21 protein-coding genes and 1 pseudogene are annotated in these 24,068 nt (G+C 60.7%); 8 read left to right on the top strand and 14 right to left on the bottom strand.

The features are described 5' to 3' along the window. Window positions 1–86: 86 nt before the first annotated feature. Complete coding sequence (locus ACNO7C_RS07195) at window positions 87–215, bottom strand: hypothetical protein (RefSeq protein ID WP_460024433.1); 129 nt, start codon at window positions 213–215, stop codon at window positions 87–89. Window positions 216–452: 237 nt separating this feature from the next. Then, entirely contained in the window at window positions 453–719 is a 267-nt protein-coding gene (locus ACNO7C_RS07190; RefSeq protein ID WP_460024432.1) for a hypothetical protein, read from the bottom strand. Window positions 720–942: 223 nt separating this feature from the next. On the opposite strand from ACNO7C_RS07190, the gene ACNO7C_RS07185 reads away from it, so the two are divergent. From ACNO7C_RS07185 to ACNO7C_RS07175, 3 genes and pseudogenes are all read left to right on the top strand, one after another. Beyond that, window positions 943–1,422 carry a hypothetical protein gene (locus tag ACNO7C_RS07185; protein ID WP_460024431.1) on the top strand — a complete coding sequence of 160 codons (480 nt, stop codon included), beginning with the start codon at window positions 943–945 and terminating at the stop codon, window positions 1,420–1,422. A gap of 138 nt (window positions 1,423–1,560) precedes the next feature. Beyond that, window positions 1,561–2,331 (top strand): annotated as a pseudogene (gene tatC / locus ACNO7C_RS07180) (twin-arginine translocase subunit TatC); the annotation flags it as partial. A gap of 46 nt (window positions 2,332–2,377) precedes the next feature. After that, complete coding sequence (locus ACNO7C_RS07175) at window positions 2,378–4,861, top strand: M1 family aminopeptidase (protein WP_460024430.1); 2,484 nt, start codon at window positions 2,378–2,380, stop codon at window positions 4,859–4,861. Between the two features lie 80 nt (window positions 4,862–4,941). Here the strand turns inward: ACNO7C_RS07175 and ACNO7C_RS07170 are convergent, their stop codons facing one another. Then, window positions 4,942–6,144, bottom strand: a complete 1,203-nt coding sequence (locus tag ACNO7C_RS07170) for an amylo-alpha-1,6-glucosidase (protein WP_460024429.1) — start codon at window positions 6,142–6,144, stop codon at window positions 4,942–4,944. 147 nt (window positions 6,145–6,291) lie between these two features. Between ACNO7C_RS07170 and ACNO7C_RS07165 the strand changes: the two genes are divergently transcribed. Beyond that, window positions 6,292–9,393: an alpha-mannosidase gene (locus ACNO7C_RS07165; protein WP_460024428.1), complete on the top strand. Its 3,102-nt coding sequence runs from the start codon at window positions 6,292–6,294 to the stop codon at window positions 9,391–9,393. Window positions 9,394–9,606: 213 nt separating this feature from the next. Here ACNO7C_RS07165 and ACNO7C_RS07160 read toward each other — a convergent pair whose 3' ends face one another. From ACNO7C_RS07160 to ACNO7C_RS07140, 5 genes are all read right to left on the bottom strand, one after another. Then, window positions 9,607–10,365, bottom strand: coding sequence for an ATP-binding cassette domain-containing protein (locus ACNO7C_RS07160; RefSeq protein WP_460024427.1), 759 nt, complete (start codon window positions 10,363–10,365; stop codon window positions 9,607–9,609). Window positions 10,366–10,372: 7 nt separating this feature from the next. Then, window positions 10,373–11,362 carry an ABC transporter permease gene (locus tag ACNO7C_RS07155; protein ID WP_460024426.1) on the bottom strand — a complete coding sequence of 330 codons (990 nt, stop codon included), beginning with the start codon at window positions 11,360–11,362 and terminating at the stop codon, window positions 10,373–10,375. A 40-nt stretch (window positions 11,363–11,402) separates the two neighbouring features. Next, window positions 11,403–12,233, bottom strand: a complete 831-nt coding sequence (locus ACNO7C_RS07150; RefSeq protein WP_460025918.1) for a sugar ABC transporter substrate-binding protein — start codon at window positions 12,231–12,233, stop codon at window positions 11,403–11,405. After that, window positions 12,215–12,472 (bottom strand): hypothetical protein, encoded by a 258-nt coding sequence (locus ACNO7C_RS07145; RefSeq protein WP_460025950.1) that lies wholly within the window; start codon window positions 12,470–12,472, stop codon window positions 12,215–12,217. The genes ACNO7C_RS07150 and ACNO7C_RS07145 overlap by 19 nt, the downstream gene beginning before the upstream one ends. A gap of 571 nt (window positions 12,473–13,043) precedes the next feature. Then, complete coding sequence (locus ACNO7C_RS07140) at window positions 13,044–13,568, bottom strand: M20/M25/M40 family metallo-hydrolase (protein ID WP_460024425.1); 525 nt, start codon at window positions 13,566–13,568, stop codon at window positions 13,044–13,046. Window positions 13,569–13,832: 264 nt separating this feature from the next. Here ACNO7C_RS07140 and ACNO7C_RS07135 point away from each other — a divergent pair, with 264 nt between their 5' ends. Further along, complete coding sequence (locus ACNO7C_RS07135) at window positions 13,833–14,669, top strand: hypothetical protein (RefSeq protein ID WP_460024424.1); 837 nt, start codon at window positions 13,833–13,835, stop codon at window positions 14,667–14,669. 955 nt (window positions 14,670–15,624) lie between these two features. Here ACNO7C_RS07135 and ACNO7C_RS07130 read toward each other — a convergent pair. Together ACNO7C_RS07130 and ACNO7C_RS07125 are read right to left on the bottom strand one after the other, a co-directional pair. Further along, a complete protein-coding gene (locus tag ACNO7C_RS07130; RefSeq protein ID WP_460024423.1) occupies window positions 15,625–17,025 on the bottom strand; it encodes a zinc ribbon domain-containing protein in 1,401 nt (466 codons plus the stop codon). A 469-nt stretch (window positions 17,026–17,494) separates the two neighbouring features. Next, window positions 17,495–17,872, bottom strand: a complete 378-nt coding sequence (locus tag ACNO7C_RS07125) for a hypothetical protein (RefSeq protein ID WP_460024422.1) — start codon at window positions 17,870–17,872, stop codon at window positions 17,495–17,497. 62 nt (window positions 17,873–17,934) lie between these two features. On the opposite strand from ACNO7C_RS07125, the gene ACNO7C_RS07120 reads away from it, so the two are divergent. The 3 genes from ACNO7C_RS07120 to ACNO7C_RS07110 all read left to right on the top strand — a co-directional run bounded on the left by ACNO7C_RS07120 (window position 17,935) and on the right by ACNO7C_RS07110 (window position 19,249). Next, on the top strand, window positions 17,935–18,033 hold the full coding sequence (locus tag ACNO7C_RS07120; RefSeq protein WP_460024421.1) for a hypothetical protein: 99 nt from the start codon (window positions 17,935–17,937) through the stop codon (window positions 18,031–18,033). 507 nt (window positions 18,034–18,540) lie between these two features. Beyond that, window positions 18,541–18,801 (top strand): AbrB/MazE/SpoVT family DNA-binding domain-containing protein, encoded by a 261-nt coding sequence (locus ACNO7C_RS07115; protein ID WP_460024420.1) that lies wholly within the window; start codon window positions 18,541–18,543, stop codon window positions 18,799–18,801. A gap of 1 nt (window position 18,802) precedes the next feature. Further along, on the top strand, window positions 18,803–19,249 hold the full coding sequence (locus tag ACNO7C_RS07110; RefSeq protein WP_460025917.1) for a PIN domain-containing protein: 447 nt from the start codon (window positions 18,803–18,805) through the stop codon (window positions 19,247–19,249). 256 nt (window positions 19,250–19,505) lie between these two features. On the opposite strand, the gene ACNO7C_RS07105 is transcribed toward ACNO7C_RS07110, so the two are convergent. Genes ACNO7C_RS07105 through ACNO7C_RS07090 form a run of 4 tightly spaced genes read right to left on the bottom strand, consistent with a single transcriptional unit; the run spans window position 19,506 to window position 23,975 of the window. After that, the gene (locus ACNO7C_RS07105) at window positions 19,506–20,594 is read right to left on the bottom strand and encodes a SufD family Fe-S cluster assembly protein (protein WP_460024419.1); all 1,089 of its coding nucleotides are present in this window, start codon (window positions 20,592–20,594) and stop codon (window positions 19,506–19,508) included. Next, complete coding sequence (sufB, locus tag ACNO7C_RS07100) at window positions 20,591–22,003, bottom strand: Fe-S cluster assembly protein SufB (protein WP_460024418.1); 1,413 nt, start codon at window positions 22,001–22,003, stop codon at window positions 20,591–20,593. Before sufB ends, ACNO7C_RS07105 begins: the two co-directional genes overlap by 4 nt. Then, entirely contained in the window at window positions 22,000–22,716 is a 717-nt protein-coding gene (gene sufC / locus ACNO7C_RS07095; RefSeq protein WP_460024417.1) for a Fe-S cluster assembly ATPase SufC, read from the bottom strand. Before sufC ends, sufB begins: the two co-directional genes overlap by 4 nt. A 47-nt stretch (window positions 22,717–22,763) precedes the next feature. Beyond that, window positions 22,764–23,975 carry a saccharopine dehydrogenase family protein gene (locus ACNO7C_RS07090; RefSeq protein ID WP_460024416.1) on the bottom strand — a complete coding sequence of 404 codons (1,212 nt, stop codon included), beginning with the start codon at window positions 23,973–23,975 and terminating at the stop codon, window positions 22,764–22,766. Window positions 23,976–24,068 lie beyond the last annotated feature (93 nt).

Raw genomic sequence — 24,068 nt, 5'->3', positions numbered from 1 at the left:
TGGCCCCGACTGTTCTCATGACGTAGGCGAGGTCTTTCTCGATCCTTCTCAGCTTCCTGGCTATCCTCTCGTACTTCTCGTCGAGTTCACGAACCTTCTGCGGGGCTCACGGTCTTGTCGAGCCCCAAGTACCCGAGCACGATCTTCTTAGCCAGCGCTGCTGGGGTCATCCCCAGCTCCCTGGCCAGGCTCTCAAGCTTAGCGTACTCCCCCACCTTCAGGTTGAACTTGACCTGCCTATACTTGTAGCCTCCACGCCGCTCAGCTCGGCGTCGACGCCGAGCACATTGAGCCCCCTCTGGGGCCGAGGAGGCTGGGCTGTGTGGGGCGGAGCATGAGAAGCGCCAAGGCGGCGAGGAGTAGCGCTAGGGCGGGTATGAGGGCTGCGCGACGCAACCAGGAAACCGCTTTAGTCAGCGGCAAGAAGTGCTTTAAGCCTTACGCCACCCAGCTCAGCCTCTCAGGAGCCTCAAGGCTGACTCGCCGCAGGCCCTCTCGGTGAGGTAGACGTACCTCACGTCGCCAATGACGGCCTCCCTGACGAGGCCCGCCGAGCGGAGCCTCTCCGAGGCCGAGGCAGTGCGCCTCGTGTTGCGGGTGCCGAACGCCCCACTGAGAGGCTTCGGCTCTCGTAGGCGCCACAGCGTTTTAGTGAGGCCGGTCAGCTCGAGCCGCCTGGCGACGCTCTCCCACACCTCCCCGCTAACTTCGACCGCCAAGGCTAAGTGTAGGATGGGGTTATATATCTTCACACAGGATGTGCTCACAGTCCTCCTAAGCGAAGGCTTGGCGTGAAACGCATGGTAAAATGCGGTGAGAGACATGACGGGGGACTTAGCGCGGACCTGCCTAGTGAACGTGGACGACAGGGGTCGGTTGATGCTGGAGCGGCTGGCGGTCGAGGGCAGAATAGCGAGGTACTGACAGGTAGAGGGCTCGCCGGTGCTGTGCTTCGAGTTCGCCGGCGAGCTGAGCGTCGGGTGCGAGGACTACATCGACGGCGTGCCGGAAAGCATGCTGTCCAAGAAGGCGGTGATGGACGCGCTGAGGGATGAGTTCAGGAGGCACGTGGTAATCAAGATCCTGAGGGCGCTGAGCGGCGCCAGGGTGGTGGACGTGACGGAATACCACATTGTGCTGGAGCAGACGGAGCGCACGGAGATCGTCTGCGTCACACTGGCCGAGAAGGAGAGGCTTAGAAAGGGGGCGGGGGGAGAGGGGCCTGAGCCTTCCGGACCGCGTGCGGCTCAAGCCCCTAGGCAGAAAAGAGCAAACCTCTTTTTCTCTCCCCCTCTTTTGTGCCTCACCCCTCGGGCGCCTAGCTCCGCAGCGAGGCCCTTGGAGCCCTTCACAGCCACCGTGACTACATGGCCCCCTGCTTATGCTCGAACACACTCCCACAACACCTCGCAAGCCCGCTGAGAGCGAAGGAAGAAGCGAGTCGAACACGGGGAGAAAAAGGGAAAAACAAAAAAGTACCATTACTGTGTCGAGTAGGGTGGTTTTACGGGAGACGAGGAGCAGCTACCCGAGAAGCCTCTCCTAGAGCACGTCTACGAGCTACTCGAGACGCTGAGGAAGATACTCGTGCTGCACGTAGCCTTCATCCTAGCGCTTCTCATTGCGCCGGCGCCCAACGAGCTCCCGCGGAGCTACGACCCCATCCTCTTCTACGCGATGAACCTGACGAAGGGCTACATGCTCGACTTCGAGCACAACATCTTCGCGTACCCGTTCGCCAAGCTTTTCGGTGTAAGCGGCGCGAAAGTCACCCTCATAGCCCACGGATGGTTCGACAGCCTCACCGCAGCCATCTACCTCGCCGCGCTCATCACCATCGCTGTGCTCAGCCCCGTCACGACCGTGCTTATATACCGGTACGTCGAGCCGGGCCTCTACTCACACGAGAAGAGGATCGTGAAGAAGTACATGTACATGGCCCTAGGCCTCTTCCTCTCAGGGGTGGTCTACGGATACTTCGTCGTCATGCCCATCATCTTCGCCACGGCGGTCTGGCTCTCCACGCTCGGCGGGGCGAGCCTCCTCTTCTCCATCGAGGAGTTCTACAACGACATATTCATCGGGAGCATCGCCACAGGAGTCTTCTTCATGTTCCCGCTGGCGATACTGACCCTCCACAAGATCGGCGTGGTGAACTACGAGACTCTGAACAAGAACTGGAGGTACATCGTGTTCGCCGGCTACGCCATACTCGCCCTCATAACACCGGACCCGACCCCCTTCAGCGACCTCGCAATGGGCATACCCTTCGTGGCGCTCTACTTCCTCTCGATGTGGCTCGTCAAGAGGTCTGAGCAAAGGAAGTCTTGAGACGCCAAGAAATATATTCTGCCTCCAGTGAAATAGCCGACCAAGAATGTCGTACTTCAAGCAGGGTCGGGGCTTCGCCTACCCCGACTACGAGCCGCAGTGGCCCCCAGAGCCGCCTTTCGAGCTCCTAAGCGTCAGAGCGAGAGTGAAGGTGGACCTCGAGAACAGGTCCATCGAGGGGTCTGCTGTGAACGTTTTCCGGGCGCTTGACGGCATCGACGTCCTACAGCTGCACGCGCGGGACATGGACATCAGGGGCGTGAGGGTGGACGGCGCGGTCGCGAAGTACTTCTACGACGGGGACGTGCTAGAGGTGCACCTCCCTAGATCGTACCAGAGGGGTGAGGCCTTCGAGGTCCAGGTCGACTACAGGGCTGTGAGGCCAAAGGCGGGTGTCTGGTTCGTGCCGACTGACGTTGAGGGCCCGGCGAGGCTCGCCTACACCCAGGGGCAGCCTGAGGACACGAGGTTCTGGCTCCCGACCTACGACTACCCGAACAGGAAGACCACCGTCGAGCTAACCGTCATCGCACCCAGCGGCCTCCAGGTTGTCGCAAACGGAACGCTAACCTCTAAGCGTGTCGAAGGCGGGCTGTCGGAGTGGGTGTTCAGGCTAGACTCCCGGATACCGACGTACCTTATAGCGTTCGCTGTGGGGGACTTCACAGTCGTGGAGGAGAGCTTCGACGGAGTTCTCCTACAATACGTCGTCCCGAGGGGGAGGGAAGCCGACATCGAGAGGAGCTTCAGGTACACCAAGGAGATGATCAGGTTCTTCGAGGACTTCACCGGCGTGAAGTACCCCTACCCGAAGTACGCGCAGGTCTGCGTCGACGAGTTCGTGGCAGGGGGTATGGAGAACGCCTCCGTCACCATACTAACCAGCGCAACCCTGCACGACGAGAAGGCGCACGTGGACTACAGGAGCGAACCCCTCGTGAGCCACGAGCTGGCCCACCAGTGGTTCGGGGACCTGGTCACCTGCAGGGACTGGTCGCACCTCTGGCTGAACGAGAGCTTCGCCACCCTGATGGAGGCGCTGTGGAGGAGAAGGGAGCTCGGGGAAGACGAGTTCGTCTACGACCTCATCGGGATGCTCGACTCGTACTTAGGCGAGTACGAGAGGTACTCCCGACCCATCGTCACCCGCACCTACAGGTACGCGGAGGAGCTCTTCGACGCCCACAGCTACCCGAAGGGGGCGCTCATCCTCTGGACCCTCATGAACCTCGTGGGGGAGGAGGCCTTCCGCAGAGGGGTGAACCTGTACCCCACGAGGCGCAGGGAGGATAACGCGGACACAGACGACCTCCGCAAGGCCATGGAGGAGGCTTCGGGGAGGAGGCTCGACTGGTTCTTCGAGCAGTTCGTCCAGAACTCGGGCCACCCGTCTCTGACCGTCTCCTGGAAGTGGAGCGAAAAGGAGGGGCTCCTCGAGCTCCGCGTCTCGCAGAGCCAGGGAGAGGACTCGCTACCAAGGTACAGGCTGACGCTTGAGGTCGAGTTCGTCGGGGACGGGTGGAAGATCCGTAGGGCCTTCGAGATCTCGGAGAAGAGCCACTACTTCCCGGTGAAGCTCCCCTCGCAGCCCAAGGCGGTCTGCGTCGACCCTGACTTCAAGCTCTTCAAAGCCCTTAGCCTAGACGTCGGCCCGGAGGAGCTCGTCAATATAATCAGGAACTGCGGAAAGCTCTACCCGCGCGTCGTCGCCGTCCGCGAGCTCGGGAAGAAGGGCGGGGCAAGGCACGTCGACGAGCTTGGCAAGGTGCTCCTCGATGAGAACGAGTTCTGGGGCCTGAGGGCCGAGGTCGCGGATGCGCTCAGGCGGATAGGCGGGGACAGCGCTGCGAAGCTCCTCCTGGACTCCCTCGCTACAGTCAAGCACCCTCGCGTTCGGAGAGCCATCGTGAGAGCTCTATCGAGCTTCAGGGGGGACCGCTTCGGGAAAGCCCTAGCCGAGGTGCTCAGGAACCCCGAAGAAAGCTACTACGTGCGCGCGGAAGCCGCGATCGCGGTCGCGAAATCCCGCTACTCCCAGGCGTTCGAGGAGCTCAAAAAGGCCTTAGAGTACCCTTCCCACAACCACGTTATAGCAGCGAGCGCCCTCGAGGGCTTAGGGCTACTCGGCACCGAGGAGGCGCTCGAGGTAATCCTCCCCTACACCGAGCCTGGGAAACCACTGCAGCTGCGCACAGCGGCTCTGAGGGCGCTTGGCTACTTCGCTCCCAGCCCCCGCGTGCTCGATGTCCTCGAGCAGGCCTCCAGGAGCCAGCACCCCCACATCAGAACAGCAGTGGTGGTTGCTGCTACGCGGTCGCCCAGCCCGAGGTATCTGGGTATACTCGAGGTGCTGAGAGGGGATGTCTCGGGTTCTGTCGCGAGGCGCGCTAGGGACGCGATCGAGCAGATCAAGAAGAGTATGGAGAGAGGAGAGGAGTACAGGAAGCTGCGAGAGGAGCTCGACAAGCTAGCGGAGGAGGAGCGCAGGCTCGCGGAGAGGGTTGAGAAACTAGAGAAGCGGGGGGCCTAAGAATTTCTATTTCAGCCTTTTAGACTTTTTTCCACGTTCCTTGGACGAAAGCATCTTTCTACTCACGTGAGCGCTGAAAGCTACTCCGCCAAGAAGTACCCGAGGAAAACTGTGACCGCTGCAGTCCAACCGAAGTTGAAGCGGTTCGTGATGCCAGGTTTACCGTCTGCGTAGTAGTATTCAGCGAAGTTAAGCGAGCTCGCCATAAGGTCGAGCCACTTTCGCGCAACACTGATGGCTAGGTCACGGTAAGAGTAGTTGGTAAGACCTATCGCCGCTAGAGCAGTAGTGGGCGGCCATATGGGGCCACTCCAGTAATATGGGTCGAACGAGTACAGCCAGTCCGGCTCCTCAGACATGTACTTAGGGTCGTCGAAGGCCGCGGTCGGGACGCCGTGTTGGCCCCAGAACTCCTTCTCGGATGTCAAGTGGCTTACCAGCTTCGCGGCCTGGCCTTTATCGGCGGCTCCCGCGTAGAGTATGGTAAAGGCCTGAACCGACTTCACCCTGACGGGCTGGAGAGACCACGTTAGCGGGTAGTAGAAGCCGTCTTCGCTACTCCAGAACAGCTCGTTGATCACGTTGGATAGCTCCTCGTGCTCAGACTCGAAGAAGCGCCTCTCATCCCCCAGTCCGAGCTCCTCGGCTGCTATTGACATCGACCGGGCGCTCGCGGCTAAAGAGGCCGTGAGGAAGGGGTCAAGCACTTCAACGAAGTAGTAGTCCCCGACCTTCACCGTCCTGCCCTCGGCGACGTCGTAGGTGGGGTGGTTGTCCATCCCAGTCGAGCAGACAGCCCAGTACGCGAGCTTAAACTCCTTCTCAGGGTCGCCCTCGCGGGCACCCGTGAAGGGGCTCAGAGCCCTCTTCGCTCTGCCGTGCAGGTTACCGTTCCGGCTCCACCAGCGGTAGTACTGCTTCAGCCTCGGAAACCACCTCCTAACGCTCTCCCTGTCGCCTGTGCGGCGCAGGTAGTACTCGACCGCGAAATGTATGATCGGGGGCTGGCTTCTCAGATCCTGGTTGCCAGCGCTCAGCGGCGCGTTCGGGATAAGCCCGTCATCCCTCATCAGCAGTAAAAGCGATTCGATGTTCTCTTTCGCCAGCACGGGATCAACGTGTACCAAACCAAGCACGTGAAATGCCGTGTCCCAGCAGTACGGGACGGGGTACGCCTTAAGGTGAGGCACAACCACCCTGTAGCCGTTAAACACCTTCACGTTCCCAAGCAGGACCTCCCTGGCCTTGCTCAAAACAGGCGAATAGCGCTCACCCAGCATCATGACAACTACGCTATTGTCTAGGGCGCTAATAAGCCTTATACATTACACGCAAGCAGACCACGCTCAAGCTTGCGACCCTTTCAGCACGAACATAAGCCGGAGAAATTACACGTTATGGTTTTAATCCCTGCGAATGCCGTAGAACACGTGTCAACGAGCTTGAGCCTCTCCGAGATCGAGAGAAGGCTGTTCGACCTTCTCGCATCGGCGGTGCTCGGCTTCTCCGAGCTCAACGAGTGGAGGCTTGGCGATCAGGAGGTGGAGCTACCCTTCATGCGCAAGGCTAGCGCCGACGAGGAGGTTACGCTCGAGCGAGAGGTCAGCCTACCCGCGAGTGCGGGATCGTGGCTCCTCAGGCTTGACATCACGGGAAACGGTGAGCTATACGTTGACGGAGAGCTCTACCAGGCGCTGGACGAGTACCACAGAGTGGCCATGCTCCAGCCGGGCTCCCACGCGCTGCGCTTGTCGGCCACCCCCAGGAGGCTGTTCGGCGAGAGCCCCTGGGTCTTCGGCTTCCTCGGGGCGGGAGTTGCCTCGGTGCTGTGGGATGAGTTCGTGAAGACTCTCTCGCTCATGGACCTCGTTCCGCTAGCCCGGTCCGACGCGCGGGTTAGGGAGGCTCTCGCGGGCGCCGCGTCGAAGATTACGGTGTCACCCTCCCAGCTGCAGGTCTACGCGGCCACCGTCCTGCTGTACGGCTTCACGCTCCAGGACAGGAGCCCGGAGTTCCGCGGACCAAGGTGGGACTACGCGTACAACTCGTCCGTGTACGGGTCAGCTGTGGCGAGGGGGCTCATCGCCGACACGCCGCGGCCCAGGCCCGAGGAGGTCAGGAGGGAGGTGGAGGAGGCCGTTAGGGAGGTGCGGCGGCTTCTGGGGGGTGAGAAGCCCGGCGGCGAGATCTACCTCTTCGGCCACGCGCACATAGACACGGCGTGGCTCTGGCCGTTCAGCGAGACGAGGCGCAAGGTCAGGAGGACTTTCAGCACGGTTGTGAGGCTCGCGGAGCTGGGCTACAGGTTCACCTACGTGCAGAGCGGGGCGCAGAACTATGCTTGGCTTGAGGAGCTGGACCCGCGCCTCTTCGAGAAGTTGAGGGTGCTCGTCGCGAAGGGCTTGTGGCTACCAGTTGGTGGGATGTGGGTGGAGTCCGACACCCAGCTCGTCACGGGTGAGTCCCTTGCGAGGCAGTTCCTCTACGGCCAGAGGTACTTCGCGGAGAAGCTCGGGAGGAGGTGCAGGATCGGCTGGCTACCTGACAGCTTCGGCTTCTCGGCCCAGCTACCCCAGCTCCTGAGGAAGTCCGGGCTTGAGGCGTTCGTGACGCACAAGGTTATGTGGAACGACACGAACGAGTTCCCGTACCACGCCTTCGTGTGGAGGGGCCTCGACGGCTCGGAGGTGGTGTCTCACGTCCTGGTCCAGACGTACAACGGCGTCCTCACGGCTGAGGAGCTCCGCTCCCTGTGGGAGAAGTACAAGCAGAAGGACGTGTTCCCGGTGGCCGTCCACGCGTACGGCTTCGGCGACGGCGGCGGGGGGCCGACGTTCACGATGCTTGAGCGCTTAAAGCTCCAGGAGGAATTATCCATCGTCCCCCGGCTGGTCGAGGCCCCGAGCGAGGAGGAGTACCTGGCTAAGCTCCGGGCCAGCTGGGACAAGTTGCCCGTCTGGGCCGGGGAGATATACAACGAGTTTCACCGGGGAGTGTACACCACCAACCTGAGAGTCAAGCAGCTGATGGCGAAGGCTGAGAGCGAGGCGATGTGGGCCGACTTCCTGGCGGCTGTGTCGCTACTGCTCGGCATCAGCGGGCCGAGGAGTTTCAGCGAGGAGTGGAAGACCATACTCAGGAACCAGTTCCACGACGTCCTTCCCGGCTCCTCCTGCTACGAGGCGTACCTCGAGTCGTACAGGGAGCTGGAGGAGGTTCTGCGCTCACTGGGCATTGCCTGCGGTGAGATGCTCAGGAGCGTCGCCGAGAGGGTCTCGGCTCCTAAAGGGAGCATCGTCCTGTTTAACAGGCTCTCGTGGCCCGTGAAGCTGCCCGTTTTGCTGCCCTCTTGTCGCTACGCTTCAAGCTCGATCCACGCCTGCCAGGAGGAGGGCGAGGGGGCTGTGGCCGTCGTCTCGGTGCCGGCGCTCGGCTACACGGCGCTCGAGCCGGCTGATGAGCCGAGGGTGGTTGGGGAGGCCAGAGCCTACGAGGAGGAGGGGAGGGTTGTTCTCGAGAACGAGGGGGTGCGCGTTGTCATCGAGAGGGATGGGAGGATCTCCTCTGTTTTCAGTAAGAGGCACGGGTTCGAGGCAGTCAAGCGGGTGGAGTTCAGAGTTCACGTGGACAAGCCTGGGAACTTCGACGCCTGGGATATCGACAGGTCGGCGCTGCAGCTACCCTCCGAGCTCCTCGTGACCTCTGAGGGTCCGAGGGTGGTCTCCAGCGGGCCCTGCGCTGCTCGAGCCGAGGTGGTGTACAGGTACCGCAACTCCACAGTGAAGCTCCGGGTCAGCGTCTACTCTGGCCTGGACCTCGTTGAGGTTGAAGTAGGGCTTGATTGGAGCGAGAAGTCCCGCCTCCTGAAAGCCTGGGTTGACACTGCTCTCGACGTCGACCACGCACACTGCCACGTGCCCTTCGGGGTCGTGAGGCGTCCCACGAGGCCTTCGGACAGGAGGTCTGAGGCCATGTTCGAGGTCCCAGCGCTCCACTGGGTGGACCTCAGCGACGGCGCGCGAGGTCTGAGCTTGATAGCGACGGACAGGCACGGCTACAGCTTCAGCGGCGGCAGGGTTGGCCTGAGCATCCTGAAGTCCCCCTCGATGCCCAACCCCTGGTCCGACCTCGGTAGCATGACCACGCGGTTCTACCTATACCCTCACCTCGGAGACTACGCCACGGGTGAGGTGTACAAGGTAGCCTACGCGCTGTTTTCAGGCCTTAAGACCGCCTCCAAGGCGCAGGCCGGAGGCAACCTCCCGCCGGAGGGGTCCTTCCTGAAGGTGTTTGGGGGAGCTCTGGAGGCTCTGAAGGTGTCCGAGGACCTGAGCGGCATCGTCGCGAGGGTATACGACGTTACAGGCCAGGGTGCGGTCGTCGAGGTGAGGCTCCCGAGAGAGGCGTCGCTGCTCGAGTCAGATATCCCAGAGCTTGACCTTAAAGAGCTCGGCTCAGGCGCGAGCTCCTTCAAGGTGAACCTCTCACCCTTTGAGGTGAAAACACTGCTTTTCCGGCTCAGCCGCCGCTGAACCCAAGCGTAGCGTGCGGAGTTGTTTTCTCGAAAAGTTTTCCACTTCTACCGGTTTACTCTACCTCAGGGGATCATGCGAAAAGGCTGTAGCGGAAACCTAAGGGATGGAGAAAACTCTCAAGTATCTGCGCTTACGCCTTCCAGCTTTTCAATCAAAGCTCCCTACTACGCGATGAGCCGGGAAAAAAGCGGCCAGAAGCGAGCATATTGCTTAGGAAGCCTCTTGGAGGGGTTGACCCTTCCTGATTATCTCGATGACTTCCTCGGGGGTAACCTTCTCTTTAGGGGTGTCGGCTATCTTCCTGCCGTGGTCGAGGACCACGATCCTATCCGCGACCTCGTAGACGTGGTAGATGTTGTGCGAGATTATGATGACGCTCACACCCTGGTTCTTGACCTCGAGCACGTGGTCTAGCACCCTCCTGGTCTCCCTCACCGACAGCGCCGCTGTAGGCTCGTCTAGGATCAGGAGCTTGGCCTTGAAGTGCATAGCCCTCCCGATCGCCACCGACTGCCTCTCACCTCCGCTCAGCTTCGCGACCCTCTCGCTTGGGCTCCTGAGCCTCTTGAGGCCTATGCTCTGGATGATGCTCCATGCCTGCTCGTCCATCGCCCTCCTGTCGAGGAAGGTGAACGGCCCTATCTTCTTGGTCGGCTCCCTTCCCAGGAAGATGTTCCTGCTGATGCTGAGGAGGTCTATGAGGGCTAGGTGCTGGTAAACTATCTCCACGCCAGCCGCCCTGGCCTCCGCGGGGTCGCGGAATATCCTCGGCTGCCCCTCCCAGTAGATCTCACCCTCGTCCGGCTGGTAGACGCCAGCGATTATCTTCACCAGCGTGCTCTTACCCGCGCCGTTGTCCCCCACAAGCCCCACTACCTCGCCTCTCCCGACGTGGAAGTCCACGCCCCGGAGGGCCTCTACGCGGCCGAACCTCTTGACGATCTTCCTCATCTCTAGGAGCCTCTCCATAGGCGGATCACCCCGCTGTCACGAACTTCTTGACGATGAAGGTGTTTATCACTGTGGCGACTATGAGTATCACTCCTATGAAGGCGCTGTACCAGTACGCCGGGGCTTTCGCCAGCACGAGCCCGACGCGTGTCATGGCTACGAGGAGGGCTCCGAGGAAGGTTCCCGCGATGCTCCCATAGCCCCCTGTCAGTAGGCAGCCGCCGAGCACCGCGCTCGTGATAGTATCGAGCTCGAGCCCCTGCCCCAGTGTGGGGTCGACGACCTTGAAGCGCGAGAAGGCCATCAGCCCCGCGAGCCCGGCCATTAGCGAGGAGAGGCCGAAGTTCACGAGCTTCACCCTCTGGACCCTCACTCCAAGCTCTCTAGCAGTCGCGGCGCTCGCGCCCACAGCGTAGGTCCAGTTGCCGTAGGGTGTGTAGTCTAGGACAACCGCGTACAGCACCGTCAGGAGTACGAGCCATATCGCGCTCGTGCGAAGGCCCTCCGTCCCTATAGGGCCGTTCAGCACGTCTGTAAGCCAGTGAGCGACCTCGAGCCGAACCGGGAATCCCCCGGTTACCGCTAGGAGGACCCCCCTGAGGAACATCATCATGCCCAGCGACGTTATGAAGCTCGGGATCCCCGTCCTCACTGTGATGTAGCCCGTTAGAACACCTAGGGCGAAGGCCAAAGCGAGCATGAATATGCTAGCCAGCAGGAGGTCTACACCGCTGTTGGCCATCAGGGCCACGCCCATCGGGACCAACGCGTAAACCGAGCCGACGGATAGGTTGAACTCCCCTGTGATCATGAGGAAAGCCATGCCTATGGAGGCTACGCCGAGCTCGCCCGCCAGGGTGAGGATGCTGTAAAGCGTAGTCAGGGTGGGGAAACGGTCAGGCACGAGGGCGGTGAAGGCTATGGCTATCGAGAAGAAGCTCGCAACAACGCCTAGCTCGGGGTGCTGAAGGAGGAAAACTGGCAAAGCCATCTTCCCTTTATAGCCTGACCCCACCAGCGATCACCCACGAGAAAAATAGAAAAAAGCATTATTTTCAGGCACCACCTGTAGTCGCGATCTGCTTCCTGACGATGTCTAGCTTTGCCTTGTCGATGACTGTGGGCCCTGTCGGCACATGGGCTGGAGGTATGATGCCGTACTTGACGTAGAGGTACATGAAGACCACTGGCAGGAAGCCCTGGGCGAAGGGCTGCTGGCTGACGGCGGCGTCGATCTCTCCCGCCTCGATGGCCTTCAGTATGGTGTCATCGATGTCGACCGTGAGAAGGTGGACCTTGCCCACGAGATTCATCTCCCTGAGAACCTGCAACGCGGCGGGTGCGCCAAGACGCCCTACGGTCAAGATCACGTCTGTGTCAGGGTGGGCTGTGAGGTAGTCCCGGAAGGCCTGCGCCGCCTTGGTCGGGTCGGTGGTGATGTCTAGCTTCTCAACGGGGGTTCCGGGGTACGCTTGAGTGATAGCATCCGTGATGCCCTTAGCCCTGGTTTCGAGGCCTAAGTGCCCTACCTCGTGTATACCTATGACGACGCGCTTGGGCTTGTAGCCCATGTCGACCAGGTACTTCGCGAGGTAGTAGCCGGCGTCGTACTGGTCCTGACCAACGTAGCTGAGGTAGGGGATCCTCTGGTTCTCGGGCCTGGGGTCTGGAACGTTCACCGCGATTATCGGGATACCCTGGCTTATCGCCCTGCGCGCAGGCTCGTCGAGGGCCCTGTAGTCCGTTATCGTAAGGATGATCCCGTTGGGCTTAGCCGCTATCGCGCTGTTGAGGAGGTCGACGAGGACCTGGATGCTGAACTTCTCAGGCCCGCTGTAGACGACCTTAACGTTGAGAAGCTGCCCGGCTAGCTGAGCACCCTTGATGACAGGAGCCCACCACGGGTCGGCGGGCCGCCGTGGGAGACGTAGTAGAAGGTGTACTCGGGAGCCCCTGCCGGGGCGCCTGCCTTGTACTGCTCCAGCTGCTTCTCTAGCTCGGCGTATGTGGAGTAGGGCACCATCGTCGCGGCGGCAAATCCGTAGCCGACCACTGCACCTATGATTAGGCCGATTACAAGGTAGACGGCTATCGTCATCAGCCTGCTTTTTTGTTGCTGGCTCATACAACCTTGTCGTGTAATAACACTCTATATATGATTATACAGCAAGATTTATATTATTCCCCCTTTAAGAATTAAGGAGCTTTAACTGAGGATTCACTGGTGCTCCGGCTTGCGATTCCTAGCGCTTTTTTAACTCATGCAATACTCTGCGATAGACGACGAGGCCGTTCGCGATCCAGAGCAACTCTTCCTAATGCGAGTAGAAAGCCTCGAGAACCCTGCGCGTCGTCTTGTAGCTGAACTCCACGTTCCTGAGGGACACGCGCTCATCCACACGTACCACGGGTAGGTGTCGCCCAGCTCCGCTAGCCCCTTGATGAGCCAGTGCTCCACGCCGATCCTCTCCACCCTCCCAGAGGATGTGGTGAGTGGCTTCACTTTCAGCCTAAACACCGAAAGGGAGATAAACCCCCTCAACAACGCCTAACGGCAGGGCGGTTGGCCGCTGCTGCCGCTGAGGCGTGGCGGCCGCCGGCTGCTCCTCCCCGGAAGCCCCCTCGAGGGGCAGGCCCACTGGGCGATGCGTCGCCCCCGTGGGGCAACCCCGAGGCCGACCAAAGATGACGAAGATTTAAGGGAGCCAGTGGGGGCAGAAAAGGAGGAGCACGTACTCCGCTTTCACGAGGTCGGGGTGGTTCTCCACCAGCCACCCCGCGCCCATCCTCCCGCCCATCTCCTCGTCGGCTGTCGCCGCGTAGATGAGGCGCCCCTTGAACCTCTTGGACTCGACGAAGTCCAGGAAGACGCGGAGCATCACGGCGACGCTCAGCTTGTCGTCGAGCGCCCCGCGCCCCCAGATGAATCCGTCCTTCACCAGCCCCGAGAAAGGGTCGACACTCCACTCCTCGGGGTTGGCGGGTACGACGTCGAGGTGGGAGAGGAGGAGCAGGGATGGGCCCGGCTCATTGGACTCGGCCCACGCTACAATGCTACCCCTGTTGGGCGCGCTCTCGAGCAGCTTGTACTCGACGCCCGCTCCGCTCAGGGCCTCGGCAATGAGCTTCGCGGCAGGCGTCTCGTTGCCGGGAGGGTTAGAGGTGTCCACGCGTATGAGCTCCGAGAGCATGTCGGCGACAAATGCTACTTTGGGATCCACGGGTAAGCCTCTCGCCCAAGCGCATAAGCCTTTCGCTCTTCGAGGCTCGCTGACGCACCCAAGTGTAAAGGGAGGGATCGGGCAGTTCTCGCGTGCAAACCGACCAGTGAACTCCTTCCTCCGCATTTGAAGGATAAAGGTGCTCACAAAGGTTTTGCGACGTATAACCTCACAATACAATAAAATAAAAAGCTGGGATACCGGCTTCGCATTTTAGAAGAGGGCTGATCTGAATCTCGCGCTACGTTTTTATCGGAGGTCTTCATGGCTAGCGTAGGGAGGGTGTTGACGAGCAGCCTCAGCGACCTCAAGAAGGAGTTCCTCAGGCTTTTGGAGATGGACGAGGAGTTCCGCTACGCTGTAGCAGGCTACCTAGGGTACTCCGAGATCCTTAACGAGCTGAAAGCACTCCGCGAGGAGCAGCGGAGGATCTGGGAGAGCATCGAAAAGCTGTGGAAGGAGGTCAGGGCTCTCAGAGAGGAGCAGAACAAGCTGTGGGAGGAGATCAAGAACCTTAGAGAAAACCAGGAGAAGCTCTGGGAAGAGGTCAAGAACATTAGGGAAGAAGCCAAGAGCCTCCGGGAGGAGGTGAGGACTTTAAAAGAAGGCCAGGAAACTCTGAGGGAGGGGCAGGAAAAGCTTTGGGAGGAGGTGAGGACCTTGAAGGATGGTCAGGAGAGACTGTGGAAGTACGTGAAGGCTGGCTTCGCTGAGCTGCGGGCAACACTGGGAGCCACGTTCGAGGACTACGCCAGAGCATTCCTAGAGGTGATGCTGGAGGAGATGGGTTACTCTGGGGCGCGCGTCACAAGGGGGTACCTGCTCCGCGATAGAGAGGTCGTGGAGGTCGACGTGCTCTGCGAGAACCCCCTTGTGGTAGGCGAGGCGACTTCCAGGATCCAGAGCATCGAGGAGGCTGAGAGAGAGGCTGAGAAGCTCACGGAGAGGGTCCGCCTCGCCGAGGAGAAGTACGGCAGGAAACCCGTCCTGGCTGTGCTCGCCGTGGGCTCCGCTCCTCCAGAGGTCCTCAATAGGCTCAGGTTGCTCGCCGAGAAAAACGGCTTCAAGCTGGTCGTAGGCAGACTTTACGAGGAGAGCTGAGCCTGACCCCTGAGCCTTCACCCCTTAGGTACTTCTGCTCTCGGGGATGCGATTCTTCAAAGCAGGGAGAGCTGTGGAAAAGTTAGCGCCTTCTGCTTAAACATTACCCCGGTGTGTGGTGGTCAATGCGCGTGAGGGCTTCTCCGAATTTGCCTGGAGTATGCTGTGAATATCAATTAAAGATAACACTTTATACTTCATTGCTTATTTAATGCTTGTGACCTCTGAGCATGTATCCGCTATTTTCCTCGTTCTCCTCGTGGTAGCCGGTGCCGTAGCTCTCTGGATCCTTCAGCAGCAAATGCACTCATAGTACACTAAGGCGGCTCAGGAGCGGCTGCCCTCGAAGATCAAAGTCGATGCAGTTGAGGTGGGTTTAGACGGGACGGTTGTGCTCTATATTAGAACGCTTGACGACTACACGTCGAAGGTTTAGACCTTCTACCTGGTCGACCCGGTTAGCGACCTAGCCCTCGCGGTCTACAACTACGAGGTCACTCTGAGCCCGGGTAATGTTACCCGAGTGCTCATACCCTCCTACGTCCTGAAGGGAACACCCCTGCCGGAGAGGAGCTACCTCGTGCTGAAGACAGGGAGTGCCACCTCGCTCACGACGGTTGCCGTTGTGCCTCGTCAAGTGCTCGAGCAGGCCCTTGCCCGCGAGTTCCCAAAGCTGGCGTACAGGGCTTATGAAAGCTCCGCCAACCTCAACATAAACCACTACGTGGTGCTGGACCCTGTGAGGGCCGCGCCTGGCTCATCCACCCCTTCACCGATCCGGGGCCCCCTCTTCGGGGTTCTCATGGGCTCCGCGCCTTCGGCCCGCCCCGCCAGCTCAGGTTGTGCGGCGGGGCTTTGCCTCGGCGCCTCTTCGCCTCGTCACACCGCGCGCGGCACCCGGCGTGCGGCCGTGTGGCCGTGCCGGGAACTGGGGCCGGGGCCCGCTGGCCTGCCTCTAGGGCCCTGGCCTGTCTCTCAGGCCGTGGGTCGGCGCCTTGGGGTGCTGGCTGAGCCACTTGCTCAGCGCCTCTAGTTGTCTTTCCGCATTGCAGGCTTTTAGGAAGAGCTTTACAGAGTTGAAGGCTGCGGCCCAGTCCCTGCCCCAGGTGAGGCCGCACTTGGGGCAGCGGTAGCACCTCCTCATCACCTCTACCCCCCACGAGCCGCAGAGGGGGCAACGCTTCCCGCTGATGTTGTTCTCAGGCTGGAACCACCTAGCCCCCTCGTAGAGCGCTAGGTTCTCAAGCCGCCTCACCACTCTGAGCAAGGTCCTCTGCAACTGTGAGCCCTTCAAGCTCTCGGCCCTTGGCACGTCCGCGACGATGACGACGAGGTAGCCCTGGTCCCGTAGCTTCCTCACCAGGCCCCTCACCTCCCTGAGCACGCCTCTAACCCAGCCCTCGTTCACCTTCTTTTCCTTCCTCGACGCCTGCCCCGCTACTCTTTCAGACCTCTCCGGCGTCAGGTTCACCTTTGCCCTGAGCCTCTCCGCCAGCCTTAATGTCTCCTCCACCGTGGAGCCCTTTCCCGCTCTCCGCAACTCGTTGACGTCCCTCCTCTCCCTGAACCTCTGGACGGCTTCACTCCAGCTCTTAACCTCGGAGTAGCTGGTCATAATTGCTGCTAGTAGCCTCAGCAACGTGGTGTTGGGCGGCTTAAACACTCGCTGAGCCACCAGCTTGGCTTCGCCGTCGAAGGCGAAGGCCATAACGTACAGCCCGTGAGAGCTGTTCATGTCCACCGCTACGACCGCCAGCTTGCCCTCGCCGTCCCACCACGCCGGCTTCACCTTGCGGTGCGCTACGAGGCGAAGCCTGCCCCTAGCCGTTAGTTGCAACGTCAGCTTAACGCCGCCGAACCGCTGGACGTCCTCCAGCACAGCCCTGACCAGCGAGGGCTTCAGCCTCACCGCGACGCCAGCGCTCGGAATGCGTAGCATGCCCTTGGAGGCATCCAGCACCGCAGTAGCATCGCTTTTGCCGTGAAGCCTATCACCGCCGCTGACTACCCTTATGAGTAACGGTATTGGAGGTGGCGTGAACCTGCTGCGCCTCTTAGACTTCCCCCTCGCCTCGGCGAGCATCCTGCACCACTCCGCGGCGTACCAGAACAGCCCCTTCGGCAGCCCAGCCAGCCTCGAGGCCTCCCCGATTAACTCCTCGCTGAACCTCTCCGGCTCCCTCCTGAACGCGTCGCCGTGCTTCCTCTCGAGCTCCTCGCTGGCCCGCTCAACCGCAGAGGCAAGGCTGAAGTAGAGGCTCCGAAGCCTCATTCTCAGCTCCCTGCTCGCCTTTACCTCCCAGACCCTGTAAGCCTCGATGAACCTCTCGCCGCTTTCCCTGCCCTCCCAGCCCACGCTCCCACCTCCAGGGAGCCTGGCACGCTGCGCCCCTAGCCCTTCCTACGCCTGAGCCCCCGCACATAGTTGCGCTACGCGGCCTTATATCCCTGCGCCGAAAATAAACGCCGAAACTGAAAACACAGCAAACAGGGGGCAACCGCCGGCTCAGAGCGGCTAAGCTGGGTGATTACCTGAGGCTGATCGACTAGGCTCCCTGAGGAGCGCGGGGACCTGCTCGACGCGCTAAGCGAGTTACAAGAATCTTTCCCCGACAAGCCGGCGGAGTGGCTCTACCGCGCCGTGTACAGGCTTCTAGCCGGGAAAGTGGAGGGGGTGGGAGCGAGCACTGGCTCGTCAAGGGGCTGGCGGAGCTGGGGGACACCTACCCCCGGTACAACGTCTGGGTACACGAGGGCAAGTACCGCTGCGACTACATCTCCAGGATACGGCTACGTCCGCAAGGCGAGGATGTGCAACCCCACAGCTACGGTGATGCTGTACCGGAGACAGCTCCGGCTCCGCGCCGGATGAGCTTGAGCGCCCGCTCGCCACAGGCCACTTCCTCAGGGCTGTAGCTGAGCAGCGCGAGGAGGCCGCAGGCACGCTCGGTGAGGTAGACGTACCTCACACTGCCGACCACCGCCTCCCTGACGAAGCCCGCTGAGCGCAGCCTCCCCAAGGCGCTGGCTATGTGCCTGGTGTTGCGGGTGCCGAACGCTCTGCTGAGGGGCCTGGGTTGGCTCAGGTGCCAGAGCGTCCTTGCGAGGCCGGTCAGCTCGAGCCACTGGCCACGCAGTCCCAGACCTCGGCGCCGACCTCGACCATCACCGCTAAATGCGAGAGGGGGGTTGTAGGCGTTCACATAAGCTGTGCTCGTCGAGGCTATGTCAATGCATAGTGCTCGAGTGAATGGGGATCGTCTGCGTGCGCGTGACGCCGGCCGAAAAGGAGAGGCTGAGGGGGGAGGCAGAGGAGGGGGGCCTGAACCCCTCGGAGTACCTCCCCCTCGAGATCCTAGGCTAAAAAACTGCCTTTTTCTCTCTCCCTCTCTTTCCCCCACCTTACCTGACCCCACACATGCTGTGACCGTATCGAGCTTGAGTCCCAAGGGCGCTACCCGCGCACCCTCTCACAACCCCTTCTAACCCTTGGTGGCAAGGGAAAAGAGCGAGTCGAGCACGGGAAGAAACTAGGGAAAAGCTAAAAAATAGCATTGCTACACCCTGCAGAGATTCCTGTGTCTACTGCAAGGATTTCAACGCTTATTGGCAGGTCGTGTCCGGTGGCTACTACCGTGAGTTCTACGTCACGAGCACGGCCGTCAACCCCTAGGCCCCTCGCAGATTCCAAGCCAGCAACGCCTGGAAGCTAGCCGTATCCCGCAATACAGGAGGAGATATTGCTTCCAATCAGGAGTTCGCACCCGCTCTCCTTTCTCTCCCCGAGGCCAATTCCCGTTTTCAAAGTGCTTCTGAAATTCGTTGTAGTAAGATTTAAGTAAGAATTCTTTCTTACTACACCGTGGTGAGTATGTTGAAGACTGTGGTTTCCAGCAAAGGCCAAGTCGTGATCCCGAAGCGCGTGAGGGAGGAGCTGGGGCTTACTCCCGGCACAGTTCTCAGAGTGCGGGTCGAAGGGAAAAAGGTTATCTTGGAGCCGGTCGAGGGGCCACCTAAGGAGGTGTTCGTCAGGGCTGGGCCGAGCGTCACCGAGCGAATACTCAGGGAGGCTAAGAGCTCTGGCGATAAGGCGCAGAGGCTACTGGAGGACCTAGGTGTTCCTGTTGGCTAGCGTGGGCTTAGACACAAGCGTGATAATAGAGTACATCGACGAGGAGGGCGAGTACCACGAGCAGGCCGAGGCCGTGTTCTCAGCTATCATGTCGGGGAAGCTGGAGGCGCTGATACCCCACCCCATCTTAGCAGAGACGTTCTACGTGGCCGCGAGGCTATACCGCGAGCTCGGGGCTGGAGAGCCGGAGGCCACCGCTTCGAAACTGGTGGAGTGGCTCTACAGGCTCCCGCAGGTGAAGGTGATCGGCACGAGCTTAGAGCTGGCCCTGGAGGCGGGGAAGGTCAAGCTACGCTACAAGCTCGCCTTGACGGACTGCTACGTCATCGCGGCGTGCAAGATACACGGCTGCACCGCGCTCTTCAAGAAGCCCGAGGCAGAGATGCGGGAGAGCATCCAGCGGCTGAAGAAGGACTACATGGTAGTCTTCCTGGAGGAGTACAGGTAGAGGCCTCGACAGACAGAATTAAGCCGCCCTCGGGACCACAAAGCAAAAATCGTTAAAAACGGGTAATCAATCATGTTCCAAGGATGAGGTAATTGGCTACCTGCCGACCGCGTGAGGCCTCCCGGCCTTGACCGACCGCTGGCGGGTGCCGTTCATTCAACCACTGACCTTAAAGTAAAGGATCGTGTTAAAGAGCCGTGGATTTTGCAAGCCAGTTGACCTAGTCGGTTCGCATCGCCGAACTTTTCCGCCTGAACTAGTTGTTTCCCAGCTCCTCCACCAGTAAGTCAACAATTCTCTTCAGCTCCAGCTTTCCGAGGATGTCCTCGACAAGGCTGTGGTAGGCGCCCCTTACGAGGGCCTCGACAGCCTCGTCATAGCTGAACCCCCTTGACCTAAGGTAGAAGATCTGGTCCTCGTCGAGAGGTGCTTGTGCCACCGAATGGCTGGCCTCCTCAGGCTCGTCGGACTCTATCTCGAGGACGGGGGAGGCGTATACCTTCGCTTTGCTCGTGAGCGGCACCAGCCTCGAGATGACCCGCAGCCTGCTACCTCTGGCACCGCGGCGAGACCTCGCGTACCCCTTGTGGGCGATGTACCCGTCCCCGGCGAAGCCGACGGCTCTGATATCGAGCTCTGCCTCAGGGGCGCGGGCCTCTGCGTCCGTTACCAGCGCGAGCTTCGAGCCCTTGTTGGAGGCGAGGAGAGCTCTCGTGCTTAGCCGGGAGTTCGCACCTGCGAGGTCTGCGTGCGCTTCTAGGTGGAGCATCCGCGAGCGCGCCGCGATTATGAGGTTTTCCATGGACGCGTTCTCCCCGAGGGATGCGTCCAGGAAGATGGCTGAGGGCGAGCCCCGTGAGTCGAAGACCACGTAGCTCGCCTTGAGGCTAGCCCCCGGCGCCACGTTGATGTTCAGGGTGAGGGTCACCAGCCCTCTAGAGGATTCTGGCGAGAGTAGCAGGACCCTGAGCCCCGAGTGGCCCCGAGCCTGGACCTCGAGGTGCGCGGACAGCGCACCCTCGTTCGGCTTCGGTACGAGGACGGTTACGCTGGCGTCTGTGAGGAGGAGCCTGTGGAGGGAGTTGAGGTTGTGCTCGTGGAAGCTCAGGATCCTTAGGGAGCTTGCCCTCGGGAAGGTGGGTCTCTCCGCGACGGGGGTGGGCTTCAGTATGGTCGTGGGCTCTGCGCCTAGAGCGTTCAGCAGGCTGTCGTCCCAGCTCAGCTCTAGCGGCGGGGAGGGGTTCTCGATGTACGGATCGAAAGCCTTCCAGTCAGTGTAGTAGCGCACCGTTGGGGAGTCGGCTACCGGCTGGTAGGGCACCTTGAGTACTTCCTCGAGCTTCACCCGTAGCCACCCAGCTCCTCGAACTCCAGCTCAAGGACCCGCCGGAAGACCACCTGGTACTCGAAGGGTAGCCTCCCCAGTAGGTCCCCGACGTAGCCCAGGACCAGCATCCTCCTAGCCTCGCCCTCGCTCAAGCCCCTCGACTGGGCGTAGAACAGTGCGTCCTCGCTCAGCCTGCCCGTTGTCGCCTCGTGAACGACGGTTACGCTCTCCTCCTCGACCTCGTTTTTAGGGTACGTGTATGCCTTCGACGACTCGTCGAGTATTAGGCTATCGCACTTCACGGAGGCCTTGGAGCCAGACGCCCCCCTCGCCACCCTCACGAGCCCCCTGTAGACGGCCACCCCGCCCTGCGCGCTTATGCTCTTGCTTACAACCTCACTGCTCGTGTTGGGCGCCAGGTGGAAGACCTTGGCTCCACTATCCTTCCAGGTCGGGCCCTTCGCGAGAGTGATGTTCGCTATGCTCGCCCTGGCCCCCTCGCCCTTGAGTATAGCAGAGGGGTAAACGTAGCTGACCTTGCTACCCAGGCTCCCCTCAGCCCACTCGATTGTGGCGTTTTCCTCGAGGATCGCCCTCTTGTTGTTGAAGTTGATCAGGTTCTTGCTCCAGTTCTGGACAGTGGTGAACTTAACGTGCGAGCCCCTGTGCGCGTATATCTCCACCATGCCGTCGTGGAAGCTGTACTTCTTGAAAAGGGGCGCCGCGCAACCCTCGATGAAGTGCACGAAGCTACCCTCGTCAGCGACTATCAGGGTGTGCTCGAACTGGCCCTCGAGCTCGCTGGCTACGAAGAAGAAGGCCTCGATGGGCGCCTCTATCCTGACCCGAGGGGGAACGTAGAGGAACACTCCCCCGCTCCACAGGGCCCCGTGCAGTGCGGCGAACTTGTGGTCGCTGGGCGGGAAAACGCGCATGAAGTACCTCTTTACGAGGTCAGGGTACTTCACGAGAGCCTCGCTCATGTCCATGAGGACCACACCGGACCGCTCGAGGTATTTTTTGAAAGCCAGGTACACGGTCTCGCTCTCGAACTGGGCGGCGAGGCCCGAGAGGACCTTCGCCTCGATCTCCGGCAAGCCCAGCCTCTCGTAGACACGTCTGATCTCCTCGGGCAACTCCTCCCAACTCCTCGCCCTCTCTACGTCAGGCTGGACGTAGTGGGCGAGCTCCTCCAAGTCCAGCTCCTCGACCCCCACGAGCCAGTTGGGCATAGGTAGCTTTTCGAAGAGCTCGAGGCTCCTGAGCCTGAGCCTCAGCATCCACTCCGGCTCCTTCTTCGACCTCGAGAGCTCCTCCACCAGGCTTCTCGAGATCCTTCCCCTGAGCTCCAGCCGCGGCTTGTGCGTTATCGAGCTGACAGTGTAGTCCAGCTCAGGTAGCCCCTCGAGGACGGCCGGCCTGCTCACTCCGCGACCACCGGGAAGCCCTCAGCTTCCACCCTCCTCGCAAGCTCGAGTCCACCCTGCGCCACAATCCTCCCAGACACCATGATGAGCACTTTGTCCGGCTTCACGTACTCGATCGTCGTGGGATTATGGCTGACGAGCAGGACTGCTTTACCGCTGGAGGCCAGCTGCCTAACCTTCTCAGCCAGCATCCTCAAACCGTCTATGTCGAGGCCCGAGTCCGGCTCGTCCAGCATCACGACCTTGGGGTTGAAGACCAGCGCCTGCGCCAGCTCGAACCTCTTCCTCTCGCCCCCCGAGAAACCCACGTGCACGCTACGGTACGCGTACTCTCTCGGAAGACCCACCTCCTCCAGAGAGCTTTCCACCTTATCCTTCACGCTGACACCCAGCTTACCCGCAGCCTCTACGAGAAAATTGAACACCTTAACCCCCGGCAGCTCTGGGGGTGACTGGAAGGCGAGGAAGAGACCCCTCCTGGCCCTCTCCTCCGGCCTCAAAGCCAGCAGATCCTCCCCGTCAAGCAGAGCGCGGCCCTCCGTAACCGTGTACCTGGGGTGGCCCATGAGTGCGAGGAGTAGCGTGCTCTTCCCGCTGCCGTTGGGCCCCATGATCACTGTAACCACTCCCTTCGGCGCCGTGAAGCTGGCTCCGCGCACTATCCGCTTCCCCTCAACGGCAACCGTTAGGTTTTCAACAACGAGCCCTTCCATGCGTATCCCACCGTCATAAACACCTGACCGGATATAAAGGTTACCGGCTAGACGAGCACCCTGAACTCCTCGTTGACGAAGACCTTGTGGCTCTCGAGCTCCGCGAGCACACCTCTCCTAACCACACCGGGCAGAGCCTCAGGAGGGTATACCCCTGCGAGCCTCCTGCCCCTTAGGACCCTCAGGACCGCTAGAGCGACGAGCGCCGTTGGGTAGGTGATGTAGGTAGCGCCGGGCATGAGCTCGTTAACCTTCCTCTGGCTAGGGAAGACGACGCTCCTGGATGAGACGGCCCTAGCCCCCCCGACCTCTCCCTCGACGACCACCTTCAGGGCGAAGAAAGCGTCCTCCAGGTCCCCCTCCTCGACTGCGCGGATAGCCTCAAGCGGCCCGCTGGGCTCTCTGAGAACCTGGTAAAGAATGCTCCTCAGGGGAACCAACCGCCCCCTGACCAGTATCTTCCTGTCCTCCAAGACGCCTAGGCGGTAGAGCGCCCTCAGCGTCTCGATGTCGCTCCCTCCGGCGTAGTAGGAGAAGTCCCTTATCCTAAGGAAAGCCGGGATAGTGTAGCTCTCGTCGTTCGAGACGGAGTAGCAGCGAATCGACCCGATGGGCTCCGGGAACTCGCAGAGCGCTGAATCCGCAAACGGCTCGGACATGAAGTACCTCCCGTTCCTGTACACCAGGACGGGTGTAGCCACGTTCAGCATCTCCTCCTTGGACCACGAGATTATGAAGGACGAGCCCCGCTGGTCCTCGAGAGACATGACCTTGACCGAGTGCGCCCTGTCGAAGTCCTCGTAGGCCTCCCTAGCCAGAATGTTCGAGAGCCCCGGAGAGGCCCCCGCGTTTATCACAGCCGTCACGCCCTCGGCCAAGAACCTTTTCGACAAGGAGAGCTGCTCAGCCCTCCTCCTCTTCCCCCCGTAGCACGCCAGGTCCACGTAGCCGACCCCAGCCCTCAGAGCGGCCTCCATAACCAGGGGGTTCAGGAGAACTTCTCTCTCCCCCACCCTGACGAAGGTCGGGAGGGAGTTCACGACGAAGTCGAAGCCCTTAAGCTTAGCAGCAAGCTCGTCAACCCGGACAGCGTCCACCTCCTCAACGGGCACGCCACCACCCTCGTCGAGGCTCAGGAAGCTCCTAGCCTTCTCGACGTCCCTGTCGAGGCAGACTACGCTCTCAGCCACCTTAGTCCTCAAAGCCAGCCTAGCCACCACCGATCCTACCGCACCGCATCCAAGCACAGCAAGCCTCATAGCCGCCTAAGAGACATTCACGCTAGCCTTTTAACAATGTTTCCCCTCCCTCATTACTAGTAAGGTTCTATAGCATTGACATGCTGTGCCGAA

It is taken from the genome of Infirmifilum tikiterense, from assembly GCF_054696565.1.
Note: the sequence above shows the minus strand (reverse complement) of the source record. Positions and strands in the feature narration are given on the sequence as shown.

What these genes read in the sequence shown, in the direction of transcription:
- ACNO7C_RS07090 (WP_460024416.1), bottom strand. Translation starts at nt 23,975, where the DNA reads ATGAGGCTTGCTGTGCTTGGATGCGGTGCGGTAGGATCGGTGGTGGCT.
- ACNO7C_RS07160 (WP_460024427.1), bottom strand. Translation starts at nt 10,365, where the DNA reads ATGGAGAGGCTCCTAGAGATGAGGAAGATCGTCAAGAGGTTCGGCCGC.
- sufC (WP_460024417.1), bottom strand. Translation starts at nt 22,716, where the DNA reads ATGGAAGGGCTCGTTGTTGAAAACCTAACGGTTGCCGTTGAGGGGAAG.
- ACNO7C_RS07145 (WP_460025950.1), bottom strand. Translation starts at nt 12,472, where the DNA reads ATGAGCCAGCAACAAAAAAGCAGGCTGATGACGATAGCCGTCTACCTT.
- ACNO7C_RS07170 (WP_460024429.1), bottom strand. Translation starts at nt 6,144, where the DNA reads ATGATGCTGGGTGAGCGCTATTCGCCTGTTTTGAGCAAGGCCAGGGAG.
- ACNO7C_RS07135 (WP_460024424.1), top strand. Translation starts at nt 13,833, where the DNA reads ATGGCTAGCGTAGGGAGGGTGTTGACGAGCAGCCTCAGCGACCTCAAG.
- ACNO7C_RS07175 (WP_460024430.1), top strand. Translation starts at nt 2,378, where the DNA reads ATGTCGTACTTCAAGCAGGGTCGGGGCTTCGCCTACCCCGACTACGAG.
- ACNO7C_RS07115 (WP_460024420.1), top strand. Translation starts at nt 18,541, where the DNA reads ATGTTGAAGACTGTGGTTTCCAGCAAAGGCCAAGTCGTGATCCCGAAG.